Genomic DNA, 14,635 nt, shown 5'->3' with positions numbered 1-14,635 from the left:
GGATTGCGTTTCAGGCGGCGCGGTCAGGCGCGCGTTTCATAGCAAATCGCGGCTGTCAGGCCAGCGGCGCCGGGCGCGAGCAGGCCGGGCAGGCGCTCGGCCAGGTCGCGAAAGGCGATTTCGTCGGTGATCAGCGCATCGAGCCTGTCGTCGGCGAGCAATGCCATCGCGGCCTGTGACCGGCGTGTATAATCCCAACGTGCGCGCCGCGAGGCCGAGACCAGGCCGACCTGCGAGGAGACGAGCTGGAGCCGGCGTGCATGGAAGGCTCCGCCGAGCGCGGCGGGGACTGCGCCTTCGCCATACCAGCTCAGTTCGACGACCCGTGCCTCTGTGCCGGCGGACGCGATGGCGGTCGCGAGCCCTGCCGCCGTGGCGCTGGCATGGAAGACGATATCGGCGTCGCGTGGCGCTGCGTCCGGCAGGGCGAAGCGCAAGCCCAGCTCGGCGGCGAGCGCGGCGCGGCGCGGTTCGACATCGACGAGCGTGACCTCGGCTCCCGGCAGCCGGGCGGCCAGCCAGGCGACGAGCAGGCCCAGCACGCCGCCACCGACGATCACGATCCTGTCAGCGGGGCCGGAGGCGGCATCCCAATGGGCGTTCAGTGCCGTTTCCATGTTGGCGGCGAGGATGGCGCGCCGGGCCGGAACCGTGTCCGGCACCGGGACCAGGCTGTCGCGCGGGGCGACGAAGCGGTCCTGATGGGGATGAAGGCAGAAGACGATGCGGCCCAGCATGTCGGGCGGGCCGGCATCGACGCGGCCGACGGCGCAATAGCCGTATTTGACGGGAAACGGGAAGTCGCCCTGCTGGAACGGGGCCCGCATGCGTTCATGCTCGGAGCGGGGCACGCGGCCTTCGCAAACCAGCCGCTCGGTGCCGCGGCTGACGCCGCTCCACAGCGTCGTGACGCGGCAGTCCTCCGGCCCGGGCGCGGGCAAGGCGATCTCATTCAGGTTGCATTCACGGGGTGCCGTATACCAAAGCGCAAGAGCCTTTGCCCTTGCGTCAATCGAGGTTGCAGGCTTTAGCTCCCGCGCCATTCGCGTCCGATCCCGTCCGTCCGAGCCTGTCTGCCTACCATGACAGAGACCGCCATGAACCAGCGTCCCGCTCCGACCACGTTCCGGCGGGCGATGCAAGAGGCCGGGCCGAGCGGCCTGACCCCGGCCGGGCTGCAGGCGGAAACCGCGCTGCGCCGCCGGCGGTTCCTCGTCCTCGCCTTGAATCTCGTGACGCTCGCCCTGCTGGCCGCCGGGCTTGCGCGGGTGCTCGGGGCCGGAGGCTGGACCGCTGCGGACGTGGCGATCTTCGTCGCCTTCCTGTTCGGCGCGCCCTGGACCGTGCTCGGTTTCTGGAATGCCGCGATCGGGCTGTGGCTCCTGCACCGCAAGGCGGATGGGCTTGCCGACGTCGCGCCCTTTTTCGCAGCCGGACAGCAGGCGACGCCGCTGACCTTGCGCACCGCCGTGCTGATGACGTTGCGCAATGAGGACCCGGCGCGCGCATTCCGTCGGCTCAAGGCCGTCAAGGACAGCCTGGATGCGACAGGCGAGGGCGTCTGGTTCGACTATTTCGTGCTGTCGGATACCAACGACCCGGCTGTCGCCGCGGCCGAGGAAAGGCTGGCCGAAGCCTGGGCGCGCGAGATCGGCGAGCCGGCGCGCCTGACCTATCGCCGCCGCAGCGACAATGCCGGATTCAAGGCCGGCAACCTCCGCGATTTCTGCGAGCGCTGGGGCGAGCGCTACGAATTGATGCTGCCGCTCGACGCTGACAGCGTGATGGCGGGCGAGGCGATCCTGCGCATGGCCCGGATGATGCAAGCGCATCCGAAGCTCGGAATCCTGCAAAGCCTCGTGGTCGGCATGCCCAGTCGCTCCGCCTTCGCCCGCATCTTCCAGTTCGGCATGCGCCACGGCATGCGGCCCTATACGATGGGCTCGGCCTGGTGGGCCGGCGATTGCGGGCCGTTCTGGGGGCACAATGCCCTGGTGCGGATCGCGCCGTTCCGCCATCACTGTCATCTCCCGGTGCTGCCGGGCGGGCCGCCGCTGGGCGGGGCGGTGATGAGCCATGACCAGGTCGAGGCGGTGCTGATGCGCAGGGCCGGTTACGAGGTGCGCGTGCTCCCGGTCGAAGGCGGAAGCTGGGAGGAGAACCCGCCGACCATGCTCGACTTCGCCAAGCGCGACCTGCGCTGGTGCCTCGGCAACCTGCAATATCTCAAGTTGCTCGACCTGACCGGCCTCAAGCCGATGAGCCGGTTCCAGCTGATCTGGGCGATCCTGATGTTCCTCGGCCTGCCGGCCTGGACGCTGATGATCGCGCTCCTGCCGCTGAAGGTTCTCGAGGACCGGGCGATCGCCGATTATCCGGCCGTGCTTGCCGGCGGGCTCTATCTCCTGTTCCTGGCGATGTACCTCTCGCCGAAGCTGGCGGGCTTCGCCGACATCCTGCTCACGCCGGGCGGCGCCGCGCGTTACGGCGGCCGGGCGCGCTTCCTGGCCTCGGCTGCGATCGAACTCGTCTTCGCCTTCCTGCAGGGCGCGGTGTCGAGCTTCCGGACGACGCTGTTCATGGCCGGGCTTGCCTTCGGTCGGGCGAGGATCGGCTGGAACGGGCAGGCCCGCGACGTCCATGCCCTTTCCTTCGCGACGGCCTTCGCCGGCCTGTGGCCGCATCTGCTGTTCGGGGCCTATCTGTTCGCCACGCTCGGCGTGATGGCGCCGGCGGTTCTGGTCTGGTCGCTGCCGCTGACGGCTGGCTACGTGCTGGCGATTCCCTTCGCCATGCTGACCGCGTCGCCCGGTTGCGGCGCCTGGCTGACGCGACGCGGGCTGTGCGGCATCCCGGAGGATTTCGACCTGCCGCCGGTTCTGGCCGCGATCCGCGACGGGGAGGCGGCATGAACGCCGTCACCTATCCGAAGGGGACGGTGAAGGCGCTCTCGCGCTCCTTGCGCATCTATCACGGCGACAAGCAACGCCATGCGGCGATGGACCGGCTCTACGGGGCATTCCTGGGGCCCGGCGATCTCGCCTTCGACGTCGGCGCTCATGTCGGCGACCGGGTCTCGTCCTTCCGTCGTCTGGGCGCGCGCGTCGTCGCACTCGAGCCGCAACCGGGCGCGGCCCGCGTCATCCGCCTGATCCATCGGCGCGATCCGCTGGTGACGCTGGTCGAGGCGGCCTGCGGCGATCACGAGGGCTCGATCGTGCTCCGGATCAACAGCCGGAACCCGGCTGTCTCGACGGCCTCGGCCGCCTTCATCGGCGCGCCTGCCAGCGTGCGCGGCCCGGAAGAGCAGGCGCCTTCGGAAGAGCAGGCCTGGGATCACGAGATCGCGGTGCCCTGCACCACGCTCGACCGATTGATCCTGCGCTACGGCCTGCCGAAGCTGCTCAAGATCGATGTCGAGGGCTTCGAGGCGCATGTGCTGGCGGGGCTGACCAAGGCGGTGCCGGTGATCTCCTTCGAATTCACGACGATGCGGCGCGAGGTTGCAGAGGCCTGCCTCGTCCTGCTGGAAACACTCGGCCCCTATCGCTTCAATGTCGCGATCGGCGATAGCCAGGTCCTCGAACTCGGCGAGCCCGCGAGCGCCGAGGCGATGGGCGATTTCCTGCGCGGCCTGCCGGGCGCGGCCAGTTCGGGCGATGTCTACGCCATCCTGACCGGCTGAAGGCGCTTCAAAGGGCATCCGGACGGGCGTTCGAGCCGCCATCGCTCGCTGCCGTCGAGCGGAACGATGCTGCTTCCCGGCAGTTGCCGGAGAACCCGAAGCCCGCCGAGTCGCAGCCAACCATGGCCCGGTTCCTGTCCAGCTCGGTCAGCCCAGGTTCATCCGGCCGCGATCAGGCTGTTTCGGAAACCGTCACCAGGGATTGCCATGACTCGTTTTCTTCGCCCGCTCGCCGTTTCGGTCGCTCTTCTCGCCTCGCTGACGGTTGCGCGGGCAGCGGGCGATATCGCCGTCGAGGTGAAGAACGAATCCGAGCCGGTGCTCTGCGCCGAGAAGGACAACGTCACGATCAAGGCGATCTCACCCGAGGTCCGGCGCTTCCAGATCGTGGCGGCGCATCCGGCCTATGTCGCCGGGCTGGTGCGCGACAACTGGGATGCCGACTGGACGAATTGCGACATGAAGGGCGATCCGTCTTTCGCGTCGCCGACGCCGCCACGCCGCGTCACGTTCTGGGAATCGATCGATTACTGGCTGGTCGGCTACACTTTCCCGAGCTTCTGGCGCCCGGCGGAGACGACCTTCCGCGTCGGCGACCGCGTCGAGAAGGGCCTGCATCTCGTCCAGCTCTGGAAGCTCGGCAAGGACAAGTCCCACGAGGTGCTCGTCGTCTATCCGCAGGACGGCAACTGGCGGGCCAGGCCGCTGCCGCCGGAGCATCTCGGCTTCTCCTCCTACGGCTCTTCCTTCCTGTTCGGGCCGATCGAGCAGGACGGGCGCCCGGTGGTGAACATCAAGGAGATCGCGTTCGATCCGAAGACGCTGACCTTCAAGCTGAATTTCAAGGACGGCTCGTCCGGCAGCCTCAAGCTCGACAGCGTCGACGAGAACCGGATGGTGCTCGATGCCGTGCTCGACCAGCCGGTGACCGGCGGCAAGGGCTTCGTCGCGCTGCGCTCGATGTATGTCACCGAGTTCAACAACGACGTCGCCCGCATCGCGTTGCGCGAGCCTGGCGCCAAGGGCTGGCGCGAGGAGGCGCTGATGTCCTATCCCGGCGGCAAGGCGACCGATATCTGGATGGGGCGCACGACGCATTCGCGCCACAACACCTCTTCGCCCGACATGGTGTTCCGGCGTTTTTCCAGCGATCCGAACCCGCCGCCGAAGCCTTAAGCGCTGTCACTCTCGGGCTTGCTCCGAGAATCTCATGATCAGTGAGGACTGGTTTTCGAGATGCTCGGGTCAAGCCCGAGCATGACGCGAAATGCGGCCGCAGCGGAACGCATTCCCTCCCTGCCGCGTTTGGCCATGACGCGGCTGGCGCATCGGTCTAACCTGCGCCGACCGATCCGTGCCCAGCCTGCAGAGAGCCTCATGCCGCGTTTTGCCGCCAACCTGTCGATGATGTTCACCGAATGGGAGTTCCTCGATCGCTTCAAGGCGGCTGCCGAGGCAGGGTTTGAGGCGGTGGAATTCCTGTTCCCCTATGAGCATACGCCCGAGCAGGTCGGACTGGCATTGGCCGGCGGGGAGCTGACGCAGGCGCTCTACAACCTGCCGCCCGGCGACTTTGCCAAAGGCGAGCGTGGCATCGCGGCGCTGGCCGGGCGCGAGGACGAGTTCCGGGCTTCCGTCGATACGGCGCTGTCCTATGTCCACGAGACCGGGGTCAAGCGCCTGCACATGATGGCGGGGCTCGCCGATCCCAACGATCCCGTCGCGCAGAAGACCTATCGGGCCTCGCTCGCCTATGCCGCCGACAAGCTCGGCGAGCAGGGCATCGATCTCCTGCTGGAGCCGATCAACGGCAAGGACATGCCGGGTTATTTCCTCAACGATTTCGACCAGGCGGCGGCTTATGTCCGCGAATCCGGCCGTCCGAATGTCCGTTTGCAATTCGACATGTATCATTGCGAACTGATCCACGGCGACGTCTCGGCGAAGCTGAAGGCGCTCTATCCGCTCGTCAGCCATGTCCAGATCGCCCGCGCCAATGGCCGCCACGAGCCAGATGCCTCGGGGCCGGATTACCCGACGCTCTTCAATGAACTCGACGGCCTCGGCTATGACGGCTTCGTCGGCTGCGAGTACCGGCCGGAGGCCGGCACGCTCGAAGGGCTCGGCTGGTTCGCGCCCTGGCGGAAGCCGCTCTGATGCGCCCGCCGTCGATCTCCTATCCGGTGCTGGTCGCCGATATCGGCGGCACGAACTGCCGGCTGTCGCTGGTGACCGATGCGGACTGCGCGCACCGGCCGCTGGCGCGGATCGGCACGGGCAGCTATCCGACGGCGGAAGCGGCCTTCGCCGCCGTGCTCGCCGACGTGCCGGAGAAGCCGCGTTCGGCGGTGATCGCCGTCGCCGGCCCGCTCGATGGCCGGCAGGCGCAATTGACCAATGCCGTCTGGCATCTCGATGGGCCGCGGATCGCGGGCGCTCTTGGCCTGAGCCAGGGCCTGATGGTCAATGATTTCGAGGCGCTCTCGGCCTCGCTCGCGGTGCTGCGGCCCAGTGATCTCACCACTCTGGTCGAGGGCGATCCCGAGCCTGAAGGCGTGAAACTGGTGCTCGGGCCGGGCACCGGTTTCGGCGCGGCGGCGCTTCTGATGCGGGGCGAGCGCGGCGTGCTGATCCCGACTGAATCCGGCCATATCGGTATCGGCCCGGAGGATCAGACGGAGCAGCGGATCTGGCCGGCGCTGAGCGAAGGCATCCCGCGCCTGACGGTCGAGCATCTCCTCAGCGGCGACGGGTTGGTACGCCTTCACAAGGCGGTGGCCCGGACCTCCGGCATGTTGGAGGCCGAGGTCAGTGCGGCCGATGTTTCCCGGCTCGCGCATGACGGCGATCCGGCGGCGCTGATGGCCGTCGTCTGCTTCTGGCGCCTGCTGGGGCGCGTCGCCGGCGATCTCGCTCTGGTCTTCAAGGCGACGGGCGGCGTCTTCATCGCCGGCGGCATCGCGCCGCATCTCTTGCCGCTCGCGGACAAGACGGCGATTCGCGCAGCCTTCGCCGGCAAGCCGCCGATGGAGGATCTGGCGGAACGTTTTGCCCTGCATGTCATCACCGCGACCGATGCGGCCGAGCAGGGACTGGCGGCGATTGCCGCGAATCTCCATCGCTTCGGGCTCGACGATCCCAAGCGGCTGTGGTTTGGCTGAGCGGCCTTCTCACCACGTCGCATAGGTCCGCGTGCAGCCCATCCATTCGATCCAGGTCCTGCGCGCGCTCGCGGCCTTCATGGTCGCGATCCACCATGTCCAGCCGGATGCCGCCGTGGTGGCCGCGCGCGCGGGCCTGAGCTTCACGCGCAGCGATCTCCTGCCCTGGATGGCGGGCGTCGACATCTTCTTCGTCGTCTCCGGCTTCATCATGGTCCATGCCTCGCAGGACCTGTTCGGCCGGGACGGCGCCTCGCGCCTGTTCCTGAAGCGCCGGCTGGCGCGCATCGTGCCGCTCTACTGGGCGGTGACGACGCTGTTCCTGCTGGTCGGGCTCGCGGTTCCCGCTGTGCTCAATTCCGGCGTGCCGAGCCTTGGGCAGGTTCTCGGCTCCTACCTGTTCTGGCCGGTGGTCTCGACCCAAGGCTTCGTCCAGCCGGTCTATTCGCTGGGCTGGACGCTGAACTACGAGATGCTGTTCTACGCCCTGTTCGCCACCGGCCTGATGCTGCCGCGGCGCTGGACCTTGCCCGCCATCACGCTCGTTCTGGCGCTTCTGGTCGCAGCCGAGAGCTTGAAGGGGCCGCTCTCGTTGCCCTTCGGTTTCTGGGGCCAGCCGATCGTGCTGGAATTCGCCGCCGGCATGGGCATCGCGGTGCTCCGGCAGAAGGGCCTGCGATTGCACGGGGCATTGCGGATCGCCGTCGCGATGGCCGGTGCCGCATTATTGGTCGCGGCTGCCCATGTTCCGGGCGCGGACGGTCCCTGGAGCAGCGTCTTGTGGCGGGGCGGGGCGGCTGTCCTGCTGATGCTCGCCGCCGGCTGCGGCCGCGAGGGCATCGTGCGGCTGCGGCCGGTGAAGGCCTTGGCCGCGGTGGGTGACGCCTCTTACGCGCTGTATCTCGTCCATCCCTTCGTGATCCGGGGGATGCGCGAGGTTGTGCTGCGGCTCGGTTTGCATTCACCGACGCTCTATATCGCGCTGGCGCTCGCCGGTTCGGTGATTGCAGCGCTCCTGCTCTACCGTTTCTTCGAGAAGCCGGCGACGCGGCTGGCCCGGCGCTGGCTCGGAAGTTGAGGCGGCTGAGCCTCAGCTCAGCTTCATGCCCTTCAAGGACTGGCCGACCACGCCGCCATCCTTGCGGCGCTGGGCTCGCTTCGACTTGATCGTCGCGACATGCTCGGGCTGCGGGAAATAGCCGCGCTCCATGACCTCCAGCGAATATTCCTCATAGGTAAGGCCCAACGCCGAGGCCTTCTCCTCGCGCCTGAGCGCGATCTCGCGCGGCTTCTTCCAGGCCTTGCGATGGGCGAAGCGCCAGTCGAAATAGCGGCCGATAGTGCCGGAGCCGGCGGCAGCGCGGCGCTTGCGCTCCTTCAGCGGCGGGCCGCCATTATGGCCGATCCCGATCGGGCGTTCGCTGGGCATCGCTCTTGGACTCATCAGGCCTCAATCCCGATCACGATAAGGGGCGGAACAGGGCTGGCAAGGGCCGTGCCAGACTTGCGGGCGTGACAGGGCGGCGGTGGCGGTCTATCCCGCAGGCCGAACACAGGACGGATCATGGCCCCCTTGCTGCATCTGCGCGACGTCGCGCTCACCTTCGGCGGACAGCCGCTGCTCGAAGCCGCCGAGATCGCGGTTTCGGCGGGCGAACGCGTCTGCCTGGTCGGCCGCAACGGCTCGGGCAAGTCGACGCTGCTGAAGATCGCGGCGGGGCTCGTCGACCCCGATCATGCCGAGCGCTTCGTCCAGCCGGGCTCGACCATCCGCTATCTGCCGCAGGAGCCGGATTTCACCGGCTACAGGACCTCGCTCGCCTATGTCGAGGCGGGGCTCGGGCCGGGCGATGACGCCTATCGCGCGCAATATCTCATCACGGAACTCGGCCTGACCGGCGAGGAGGACCCCGCCACCATGTCCGGCGGCGAATCGCGCCGGACGGCGCTGGCACGGGTGCTGGCGCCGGAGCCCGATATCCTGCTGCTGGACGAGCCGACCAACCATCTCGACCTGCCGGTCATCGAATGGCTGGAGCAGGAGCTGAAATCGCTGCGCTCGGCCATGGTGCTGATCAGCCATGACCGACGCTTCCTGACCTCGCTCTCGCGCGCGACGATCTGGCTCGACCGCGGCGTGACGCGGCGGATGGATAAGGGTTTTGGGGATTTCGAGGCCTGGCGCGACGAGGTGCTGGCGCAGGAGGAACTCGACCGCCACAAGCTCGACCGCAAGATCGCCCGAGAGGAGGACTGGCTGCGTTACGGCGTCAGTGCCCGGCGCACGCGCAACCAGCGCCGTCTCGGCGAGCTCCATTCGCTGCGCGACCAGCGCCGCACGGCGCGGGCCGCGCAGGGCAATGTCCGGCTGGAGGCGAGCGAGGCGCAGACCTCCGGCAAGCTCGTCATCGAGGCGATCGACGTCGCCAAGGCCTATGGCGACAATGTCGTGATCAAGAACCTGTCCCTGCGCGTCGCGCGCGGTGACCGGATCGGCATCGTCGGGCCGAACGGCGCCGGCAAGACTACATTGATCAACCTGCTGACCGGGGCGCTGGCGCCCGATAGCGGCACGGTGAAGCTGGGCACGGCGCTGGAGATGGTCACGCTGGACCAGCGCCGCGAAAGCCTCGACCCGGCGACGCCGCTCGGCGATGCGCTGACCGGGGGCGGCTCCGATCAGGTCATGGTCGGCGGCCAGCCGCGCCACGTTATCGCCTATATGAAGGACTTCCTGTTCCAGCCGATCCAGCGCGGCACGCCGGTCGGCGCGCTCTCGGGCGGCGAGCGCGGGCGCCTGATGCTGGCGCGGGCGCTGGCCAAGCCCTCGAACCTGCTGGTGCTCGACGAGCCAACCAACGATCTCGACCTCGAGACGCTCGATCTGCTGCAGGAGTTGCTGGCCGATTACCAGGGCACGGTTCTCCTGGTCAGCCATGACCGCGACTTCATCGACCGCGTCGTCTCGTCGGTGCTGATCTCGGATGGCGACGGGGTCTGGACCGAATTCGCCGGCGGCTATTCCGACATGCTGGCGCAGCGCGGGCGCGGTGTCGGGGCCAAGGCGCGGCCGGTCGAGAAGGCGGCGCCTGCCGCTGCCAAGGCGGCGTCATCACCGGCCACGTCCTCCTCCAAGCGCAAGCTCTCCTTCAACGAGAAGCATGCGCTGGAGACGCTGCCGAAGAAGGTCGAGGCGCTGCAGGCGGAGGCCGCGAAGCTCAATGCCGCCGTGGCTGGCGACCTCTACACGCGCGACCCGAAGCTCTTCGCCAAGGCGACGGCGCGGCTCGAAGAGGTCGCGCGCGAGATCGGCGACGCCGAGGAGCGCTGGCTGGAGCTGGAGATGCTGCGCGAGGAGATCGGGGCGTAAGGCCCCGTCATCCGATTTCCGCACCCGCCCGCGCACAAAAAGCGCATTTACGGCCGCTCTCAATCGTTTCAAACATCGTGGCATCAAGACCACAGGGAATGACCATGAGACTCAAGGGCAAGACGGCGCTGGTGACCGGCGCGGCGCAGGGGTTCGGCTTCGGCATCGCCGAGACCTTCGTGCGCGAGGGCGCGCGCGTTGCGGTGCTGGACATCAACGGCGACAAGGCCAAGGAGGCCGCCAGGGCGATCGGCCGCAAGGCTTTCGCCGTGACCTGCGATGTCGGCAAGGCCAAGAGCGTCGACAAGGCGGTCGAGAAGATTCTCGCCAAGGTCGGGCGGCTCGATATCGTCGTGAACAATGCCGGCACCACCCATCGCAACAAGCCGATGACCGAGGTGACCGAGGAGGAGTTCGACCGGATCTTCGCGGTCAACGTGAAGTCGATCTATCTGATGGCGCGTGCGACCGTGCCGCATTTCCGGCAGCATGGCGGTGGCGTGATCCTGAATATCGGCTCGACGGCCGGCGTGCGTCCGCGCCCGGGCCTGACCTGGTACAACGGCTCGAAGGGCGCCGCGAACCTGATCTCGCAGTCGATGGCGGTCGAGCTCGCGCCGGACAAGATTCGCGTCAACGCGATCGCGCCCGTCGCCGGCGAGACGCCGCTTCTCGCCACCTTCATGGGCGAGGATACGCCGGAGCGACGTGCGCAGTTCACCGCCTCGATCCCGTGGGGCCGGTTCTCGACGCCGCAGGACATCGCCAACGCGGCGCTGTTCCTGTGCTCGGACGAGGCCGACATGGTGACGGGCTCGGTGCTGGCGGTCGACGGCGGCCGCTGCGTCTGAGAGCCCTGTCTTCCCGTGCGCGCTGCGGCGCGCAGTGCCGCTGCGCAGACACGGGACCGTTCTCAGAAATGGGGACCCTGTCGAGCGCGCGACGATGGGAGTTTTCATCGTCGCGCGGTCCCGTGTCTGCGCCGCAGCGTTGCACGCTGCAGCGCGCACGGGATGACACCCTTCAGGCGCCCTTCGTCAGAGCGATTTCCTGGCGAAGGATGACGGTGCCGTCCGGTTCGAAGCCGCGCTGTTCCAGCGTGATCCGCGGCTCCCTGGCGTCGCCCTCGATGCGGAAGAGATGCCAGGTGCCGAGTTCGCCATGACCGCGCGGGCCGATCGAGGCCGAGGGCACGCCGACGATCGGCACGTCGCGATCGCCGCCCGGCCGCCAGGCCAGCGAGAAGCTGTGATTATGGCCGTGCAGGACGAGGTCGGCGCCCTTGCGCTTCAGCATCGCCTCGAAGGCGGCGGCATCGACCAGTTCGCGGCCACGCTTGGCGCCGCCGACATAGGGCGGGTGATGGATCAGCACGACGCGGATGAGGCCTTCGTCGCGGGCGCGGTCCAGAAGCGCCGCGGTGCGCGCGATCTGCTCGCTGCCGACGCGGCCGGTCGCCATCAGCGGCAGGGTCGGAACGCCGCTGTTGACGCCGATCAGGGCGATCGGTCCGCGGCGGCGATACCAGGGATAGCCGGCCTTGCCCTCGTCATCGGCGATCCAGGGCGCGAGCAGGCCGGCCAAGGGCTTCAGCGATGAGCGGGCATAGGCGTCGTGATTACCGGGCACGAAGCTGACGGTCTGGCGCGGGCCGAGCGTATCGAGGAAGGCGATCGCGGTCTTGAACTCGTCGGGCAGGCCGATATGGGCGACGTCGCCGGTGCAGGCGATGTGATCGGGCGCCTGCGCGTGGATATCGGCGACGATCCGCGCCAGGATATCCATGTCATGGGCGTGCCGGCGCTTGCGACGCCAGTTGACGTAACCGGTCGCGCGCTTGCCGAAGAGCTGATGCAGCGAAAACCCGGCGAGCGGGCCGAGATGCGGGTCGGACAGATGCGCGAGCTTGAACACGCTCAAGCGCTTGCCCCCGCAGGAGGCCATCAGTCAAGCGCGCCGACGGCGCGCCTGGACTGCGGAAGGGCCCGAAAGCCTCAGTTGGCGGCGCCGGTCAGTTCCGACACGATGCGGGAATCGGTCAGCGTGACGGCGGGCTTCCAGACATAGGCCGGCTTGGCCTTGAGGCGGGCGATGATGAAAGAGAGAAGCATGATTTCGGTGTCCTGATGTTGCAGTGCGATATCTGCCTCATTTGGGGCGCGTTTATGGCGGAACAACTGAGCTGGTTGACGGTCCGTCATGCAGTTTTTGCATAGACAATTAACCCAGCCTTGAGAATCGATCGGATGCAATCAGAGACGCCCGAGCTCACCGCCGATCCGGACAGGCCGCGAACACTCGCGCAGCGCCTGCTGACCCGCCTGCTGCATGTCTATTTCCGCTTCGCGCGCGGCGTGACCTTCGGCGTGCGCGGCGTCGTGCTGAACGATCGTGGCGAGGTCTTCCTGATCCGCCACACCTATGTGCCCGGCTGGCATTTCCCGGGCGGCGGGGTCGAGGTCGGCGAGACGGCGGAATTGTCGCTGGAACGCGAATTGTCGGAGGAGGCAGGCATCGCCTCGACCGAGCGGCCGGTCCTGCACGGGTTGTTCTTCAACCGCAGGATCTCGCGGCGCGACCATGTTGCCGTCTATGTGCTCCGCCGGTTCCGGGTCGAGCGCGTCAAGCAGCCAGATCGCGAGATCGCGGAAGCCGGCTTCTTCCCGCTGGACCGGCTGCCGAACGGTACGACGCCGGCAACGCGGCGGCGGCTGGCGGAGATCATCTCCGGGCAGCCGCCTGCGATCGAATGGTGAGCCTGGCTGCCCGGCCGTTCAGTTCGCGCTTTTCGCCAGCGCGCCGAAATCGGCGTCGAGCTTCGCCAGGCCCGCTACGATCTTCGCGCGCCGATCCTTGATCCAGGTATCCTGCCTGTCGATGCGTTGCTTCGCCTCGGCGAGCATCCGGTCCATCTCGGCCGGCTGCGGGCCGCCGGATGTGGCGCGGTTCTTGATGATCGCGACGGGGTCGAGCGTCGCGCGGAACTCGGCCTCGCTCATCGGCAATTCGGCTGCGGCGAGCCCCATCTCGGTCGCCGCCTTGCGGTAGATCGCCTGCGCCTGCGCATAGGGAAACTCGGTCGGTTTGATGTTGTTGAGCTTGGCGTAGTCTACGACCTCCGATGCGAAATGATGTCCGGCGCGGAAGGGCAGCTTGTATTTCCGCATCAGCACATCGGCGAGTTCCTGGGAGGCGGTCCAGTCGCTGTTGAGCTCTTCGAGCGCGCGTTCCGGGTCGATCGCGAGCGCCTTTAGGATGCGGTCGAGCCCCTGCAGGGCCTTGGTCGCGCTGTCGATCATGGCGCTGTTGACCTTGGCACCCTTTGCGTCAGGCATGCCGGGCGGGATGTTATGTGCCCTGAAAACCGGCCCCATCGCCAATGACAGAGCGGTCGAAGCGTCCTCGCGTGTCCCGTTCAGCAGGCCCGGGTTGCGCTTCTGCGGCATGGCACTGGAGACATAGGTGTTGCCGCTGCCGGTCGTGCCGCCGCCCTCGCGCAGCAGGATCCAGGGCCGTGCCTGGGCATATTGCGTCATTACGTCCTCGATGAAGCCGCCGACATGCAGCGCAATGCCGGTGACGATGCCGCCGACCTCCACGGGCAGGTCGGCAGCTGCGATCTGCGAGGCGTCATAGGCGTTCTCGACGAGGCCGGCGAAGCCGAGATAGTCAGCCATGCGCTGGCGATCGAGCGGCCAGCTCGTGCCGTTGAGCACGGTCGTACCCATCGGCGAAAGGTCGACGCGGGCATAGGTTTCGCGGATGCGCTGTGCGTCGCGGTCGAGGCCGGCGGCGAGGCCCAGAAGATAATGGCCATAGCTGTTGGGCTGGGCGGCGACGCCGTTGGTGTAGTTGGGCACGACGGTGTCGCGATGCGTCACTGCGAGATCGACCATGGTCCGTGTCGCCCGGTTGAGCTGGTCGGCCAGCGTCAAGAGCCGGTCGCGCATGATCGCGGCGCGGTAGGTCGCATGCATGTCCTGACTGGAACGCCCGGCATGGATCAGCGTGACCTCGACCCCGGCTTCCTTGATCATCAGGGGCTCGAAGGTGATGACGGTCGAGGGGCGCTTGGCGCCGGGCTGGCCGCCGGCTTCGATCACTTTGGCGATGCCTTTCGCCAGCTTCGGTGCCAGCGACCGATCGAGCAGGCCCTGCTCCGAATTGATGACCGTGCTCGCCTTGTTGATCTCGCCGAGCCAGAAGAATTCGTCGCGGACGGGTTCTTTCGGTGGTGCCGTCTGCTGGGCGTGAGCGGGCAGGGAGATCGCCGTCAGAAGGAGGGCGGCGGCGAGCGGTTTCAATCCGGACATCGATTCCTCCGTTCCGAAAGGCGATAGCGCTCTCGGTTTCCGTGGCTTGGTCCCCCACCTGAAACTGGAGTTGAGACCAAAGCGGCGGGGCCGGCAAGTCATCGCA

The 14,635-nt window shown here is 67.6% G+C and carries 13 protein-coding genes; 9 read left to right on the top strand and 4 right to left on the bottom strand.

Annotated elements, in window-relative coordinates:
* Window positions 1–23: 23 nt before the first annotated feature.
* Complete coding sequence (locus tag ASE61_RS18920; protein ID WP_082617554.1) at window positions 24–1,043, bottom strand: zinc-dependent alcohol dehydrogenase; 1,020 nt, start codon at window positions 1,041–1,043, stop codon at window positions 24–26.
* A 54-nt stretch (window positions 1,044–1,097) separates the two neighbouring features.
* Here ASE61_RS18920 and mdoH point away from each other — a divergent pair, with 54 nt between their 5' ends.
* The 6 genes from mdoH to ASE61_RS18890 all read left to right on the top strand — a co-directional run bounded on the left by mdoH (window position 1,098) and on the right by ASE61_RS18890 (window position 7,924).
* Complete coding sequence (mdoH, locus tag ASE61_RS18915) at window positions 1,098–2,912, top strand: glucans biosynthesis glucosyltransferase MdoH (protein ID WP_244492911.1); 1,815 nt, start codon at window positions 1,098–1,100, stop codon at window positions 2,910–2,912.
* Window positions 2,909–3,685 (top strand): FkbM family methyltransferase, encoded by a 777-nt coding sequence (locus ASE61_RS18910; protein ID WP_061969551.1) that lies wholly within the window; start codon window positions 2,909–2,911, stop codon window positions 3,683–3,685. Before mdoH ends, ASE61_RS18910 begins: the two co-directional genes overlap by 4 nt.
* 207 nt (window positions 3,686–3,892) lie before the next feature.
* The gene (locus tag ASE61_RS18905; protein WP_061969550.1) at window positions 3,893–4,861 is read left to right on the top strand and encodes a hypothetical protein; all 969 of its coding nucleotides are present in this window, start codon (window positions 3,893–3,895) and stop codon (window positions 4,859–4,861) included.
* A gap of 201 nt (window positions 4,862–5,062) precedes the next feature.
* Window positions 5,063–5,842 carry a 2-oxo-tetronate isomerase gene (otnI, locus tag ASE61_RS18900; protein WP_061969548.1) on the top strand — a complete coding sequence of 260 codons (780 nt, stop codon included), beginning with the start codon at window positions 5,063–5,065 and terminating at the stop codon, window positions 5,840–5,842.
* Window positions 5,842–6,846 (top strand): glucokinase, encoded by a 1,005-nt coding sequence (locus ASE61_RS18895; RefSeq protein ID WP_061969546.1) that lies wholly within the window; start codon window positions 5,842–5,844, stop codon window positions 6,844–6,846. The genes otnI and ASE61_RS18895 overlap by 1 nt, the downstream gene beginning before the upstream one ends.
* 31 nt (window positions 6,847–6,877) lie before the next feature.
* Window positions 6,878–7,924: an acyltransferase family protein gene (locus ASE61_RS18890; protein WP_061969545.1), complete on the top strand. Its 1,047-nt coding sequence runs from the start codon at window positions 6,878–6,880 to the stop codon at window positions 7,922–7,924.
* 12 nt (window positions 7,925–7,936) lie between these two features.
* Here the strand turns inward: ASE61_RS18890 and ASE61_RS18885 are convergent, their stop codons facing one another.
* Window positions 7,937–8,275 (bottom strand): hypothetical protein, encoded by a 339-nt coding sequence (locus ASE61_RS18885; RefSeq protein WP_061969543.1) that lies wholly within the window; start codon window positions 8,273–8,275, stop codon window positions 7,937–7,939.
* Between the two features lie 132 nt (window positions 8,276–8,407).
* Between ASE61_RS18885 and ASE61_RS18880 the strand changes: the two genes are divergently transcribed.
* Window positions 8,408–10,216 carry an ABC-F family ATP-binding cassette domain-containing protein gene (locus tag ASE61_RS18880; protein WP_156407155.1) on the top strand — a complete coding sequence of 603 codons (1,809 nt, stop codon included), beginning with the start codon at window positions 8,408–8,410 and terminating at the stop codon, window positions 10,214–10,216.
* 104 nt (window positions 10,217–10,320) lie between these two features.
* A complete protein-coding gene (locus ASE61_RS18875; protein ID WP_061970261.1) occupies window positions 10,321–11,067 on the top strand; it encodes an SDR family oxidoreductase in 747 nt (248 codons plus the stop codon).
* A gap of 172 nt (window positions 11,068–11,239) precedes the next feature.
* Here ASE61_RS18875 and ASE61_RS18870 read toward each other — a convergent pair whose 3' ends face one another.
* Window positions 11,240–12,130, bottom strand: a complete 891-nt coding sequence (locus ASE61_RS18870) for a metallophosphoesterase family protein (protein WP_244492947.1) — start codon at window positions 12,128–12,130, stop codon at window positions 11,240–11,242.
* 332 nt (window positions 12,131–12,462) lie between these two features.
* Between ASE61_RS18870 and ASE61_RS18865 the strand changes: the two genes are divergently transcribed.
* Window positions 12,463–12,972 carry an NUDIX domain-containing protein gene (locus ASE61_RS18865; RefSeq protein ID WP_061969538.1) on the top strand — a complete coding sequence of 170 codons (510 nt, stop codon included), beginning with the start codon at window positions 12,463–12,465 and terminating at the stop codon, window positions 12,970–12,972.
* A gap of 18 nt (window positions 12,973–12,990) precedes the next feature.
* Here the strand turns inward: ASE61_RS18865 and ASE61_RS18860 are convergent, their stop codons facing one another.
* Window positions 12,991–14,529 (bottom strand): argininosuccinate lyase, encoded by a 1,539-nt coding sequence (locus tag ASE61_RS18860; RefSeq protein ID WP_061969537.1) that lies wholly within the window; start codon window positions 14,527–14,529, stop codon window positions 12,991–12,993.
* Window positions 14,530–14,635 lie beyond the last annotated feature (106 nt).

The organism is Allobosea sp. Root670, from assembly GCF_001429415.1.
Lineage (GTDB): Bacteria > Pseudomonadota > Alphaproteobacteria > Rhizobiales > Beijerinckiaceae > Allobosea > Allobosea robiniae.
This window is presented reverse-complemented; position numbering and strand designations above follow the sequence as displayed.

Excerpts from the sequence above, each read along its gene's own strand:
- ASE61_RS18910 (WP_061969551.1), top strand. The coding sequence starts at position 2,909 with ATGAACGCCGTCACCTATCCGAAGGGGACGGTGAAGGCGCTCTCGCGC.
- ASE61_RS18875 (WP_061970261.1), top strand. The coding sequence starts at position 10,321 with ATGAGACTCAAGGGCAAGACGGCGCTGGTGACCGGCGCGGCGCAGGGG.
- mdoH (WP_244492911.1), top strand. The coding sequence starts at position 1,098 with ATGAACCAGCGTCCCGCTCCGACCACGTTCCGGCGGGCGATGCAAGAG.
- ASE61_RS18865 (WP_061969538.1), top strand. The coding sequence starts at position 12,463 with ATGCAATCAGAGACGCCCGAGCTCACCGCCGATCCGGACAGGCCGCGA.
- ASE61_RS18885 (WP_061969543.1), bottom strand. The coding sequence starts at position 8,275 with ATGCCCAGCGAACGCCCGATCGGGATCGGCCATAATGGCGGCCCGCCG.
- ASE61_RS18920 (WP_082617554.1), bottom strand. The coding sequence starts at position 1,043 with ATGGCGCGGGAGCTAAAGCCTGCAACCTCGATTGACGCAAGGGCAAAG.
- otnI (WP_061969548.1), top strand. The coding sequence starts at position 5,063 with ATGCCGCGTTTTGCCGCCAACCTGTCGATGATGTTCACCGAATGGGAG.
- ASE61_RS18860 (WP_061969537.1), bottom strand. The coding sequence starts at position 14,529 with ATGTCCGGATTGAAACCGCTCGCCGCCGCCCTCCTTCTGACGGCGATC.
- ASE61_RS18895 (WP_061969546.1), top strand. The coding sequence starts at position 5,842 with ATGCGCCCGCCGTCGATCTCCTATCCGGTGCTGGTCGCCGATATCGGC.
- ASE61_RS18905 (WP_061969550.1), top strand. The coding sequence starts at position 3,893 with ATGACTCGTTTTCTTCGCCCGCTCGCCGTTTCGGTCGCTCTTCTCGCC.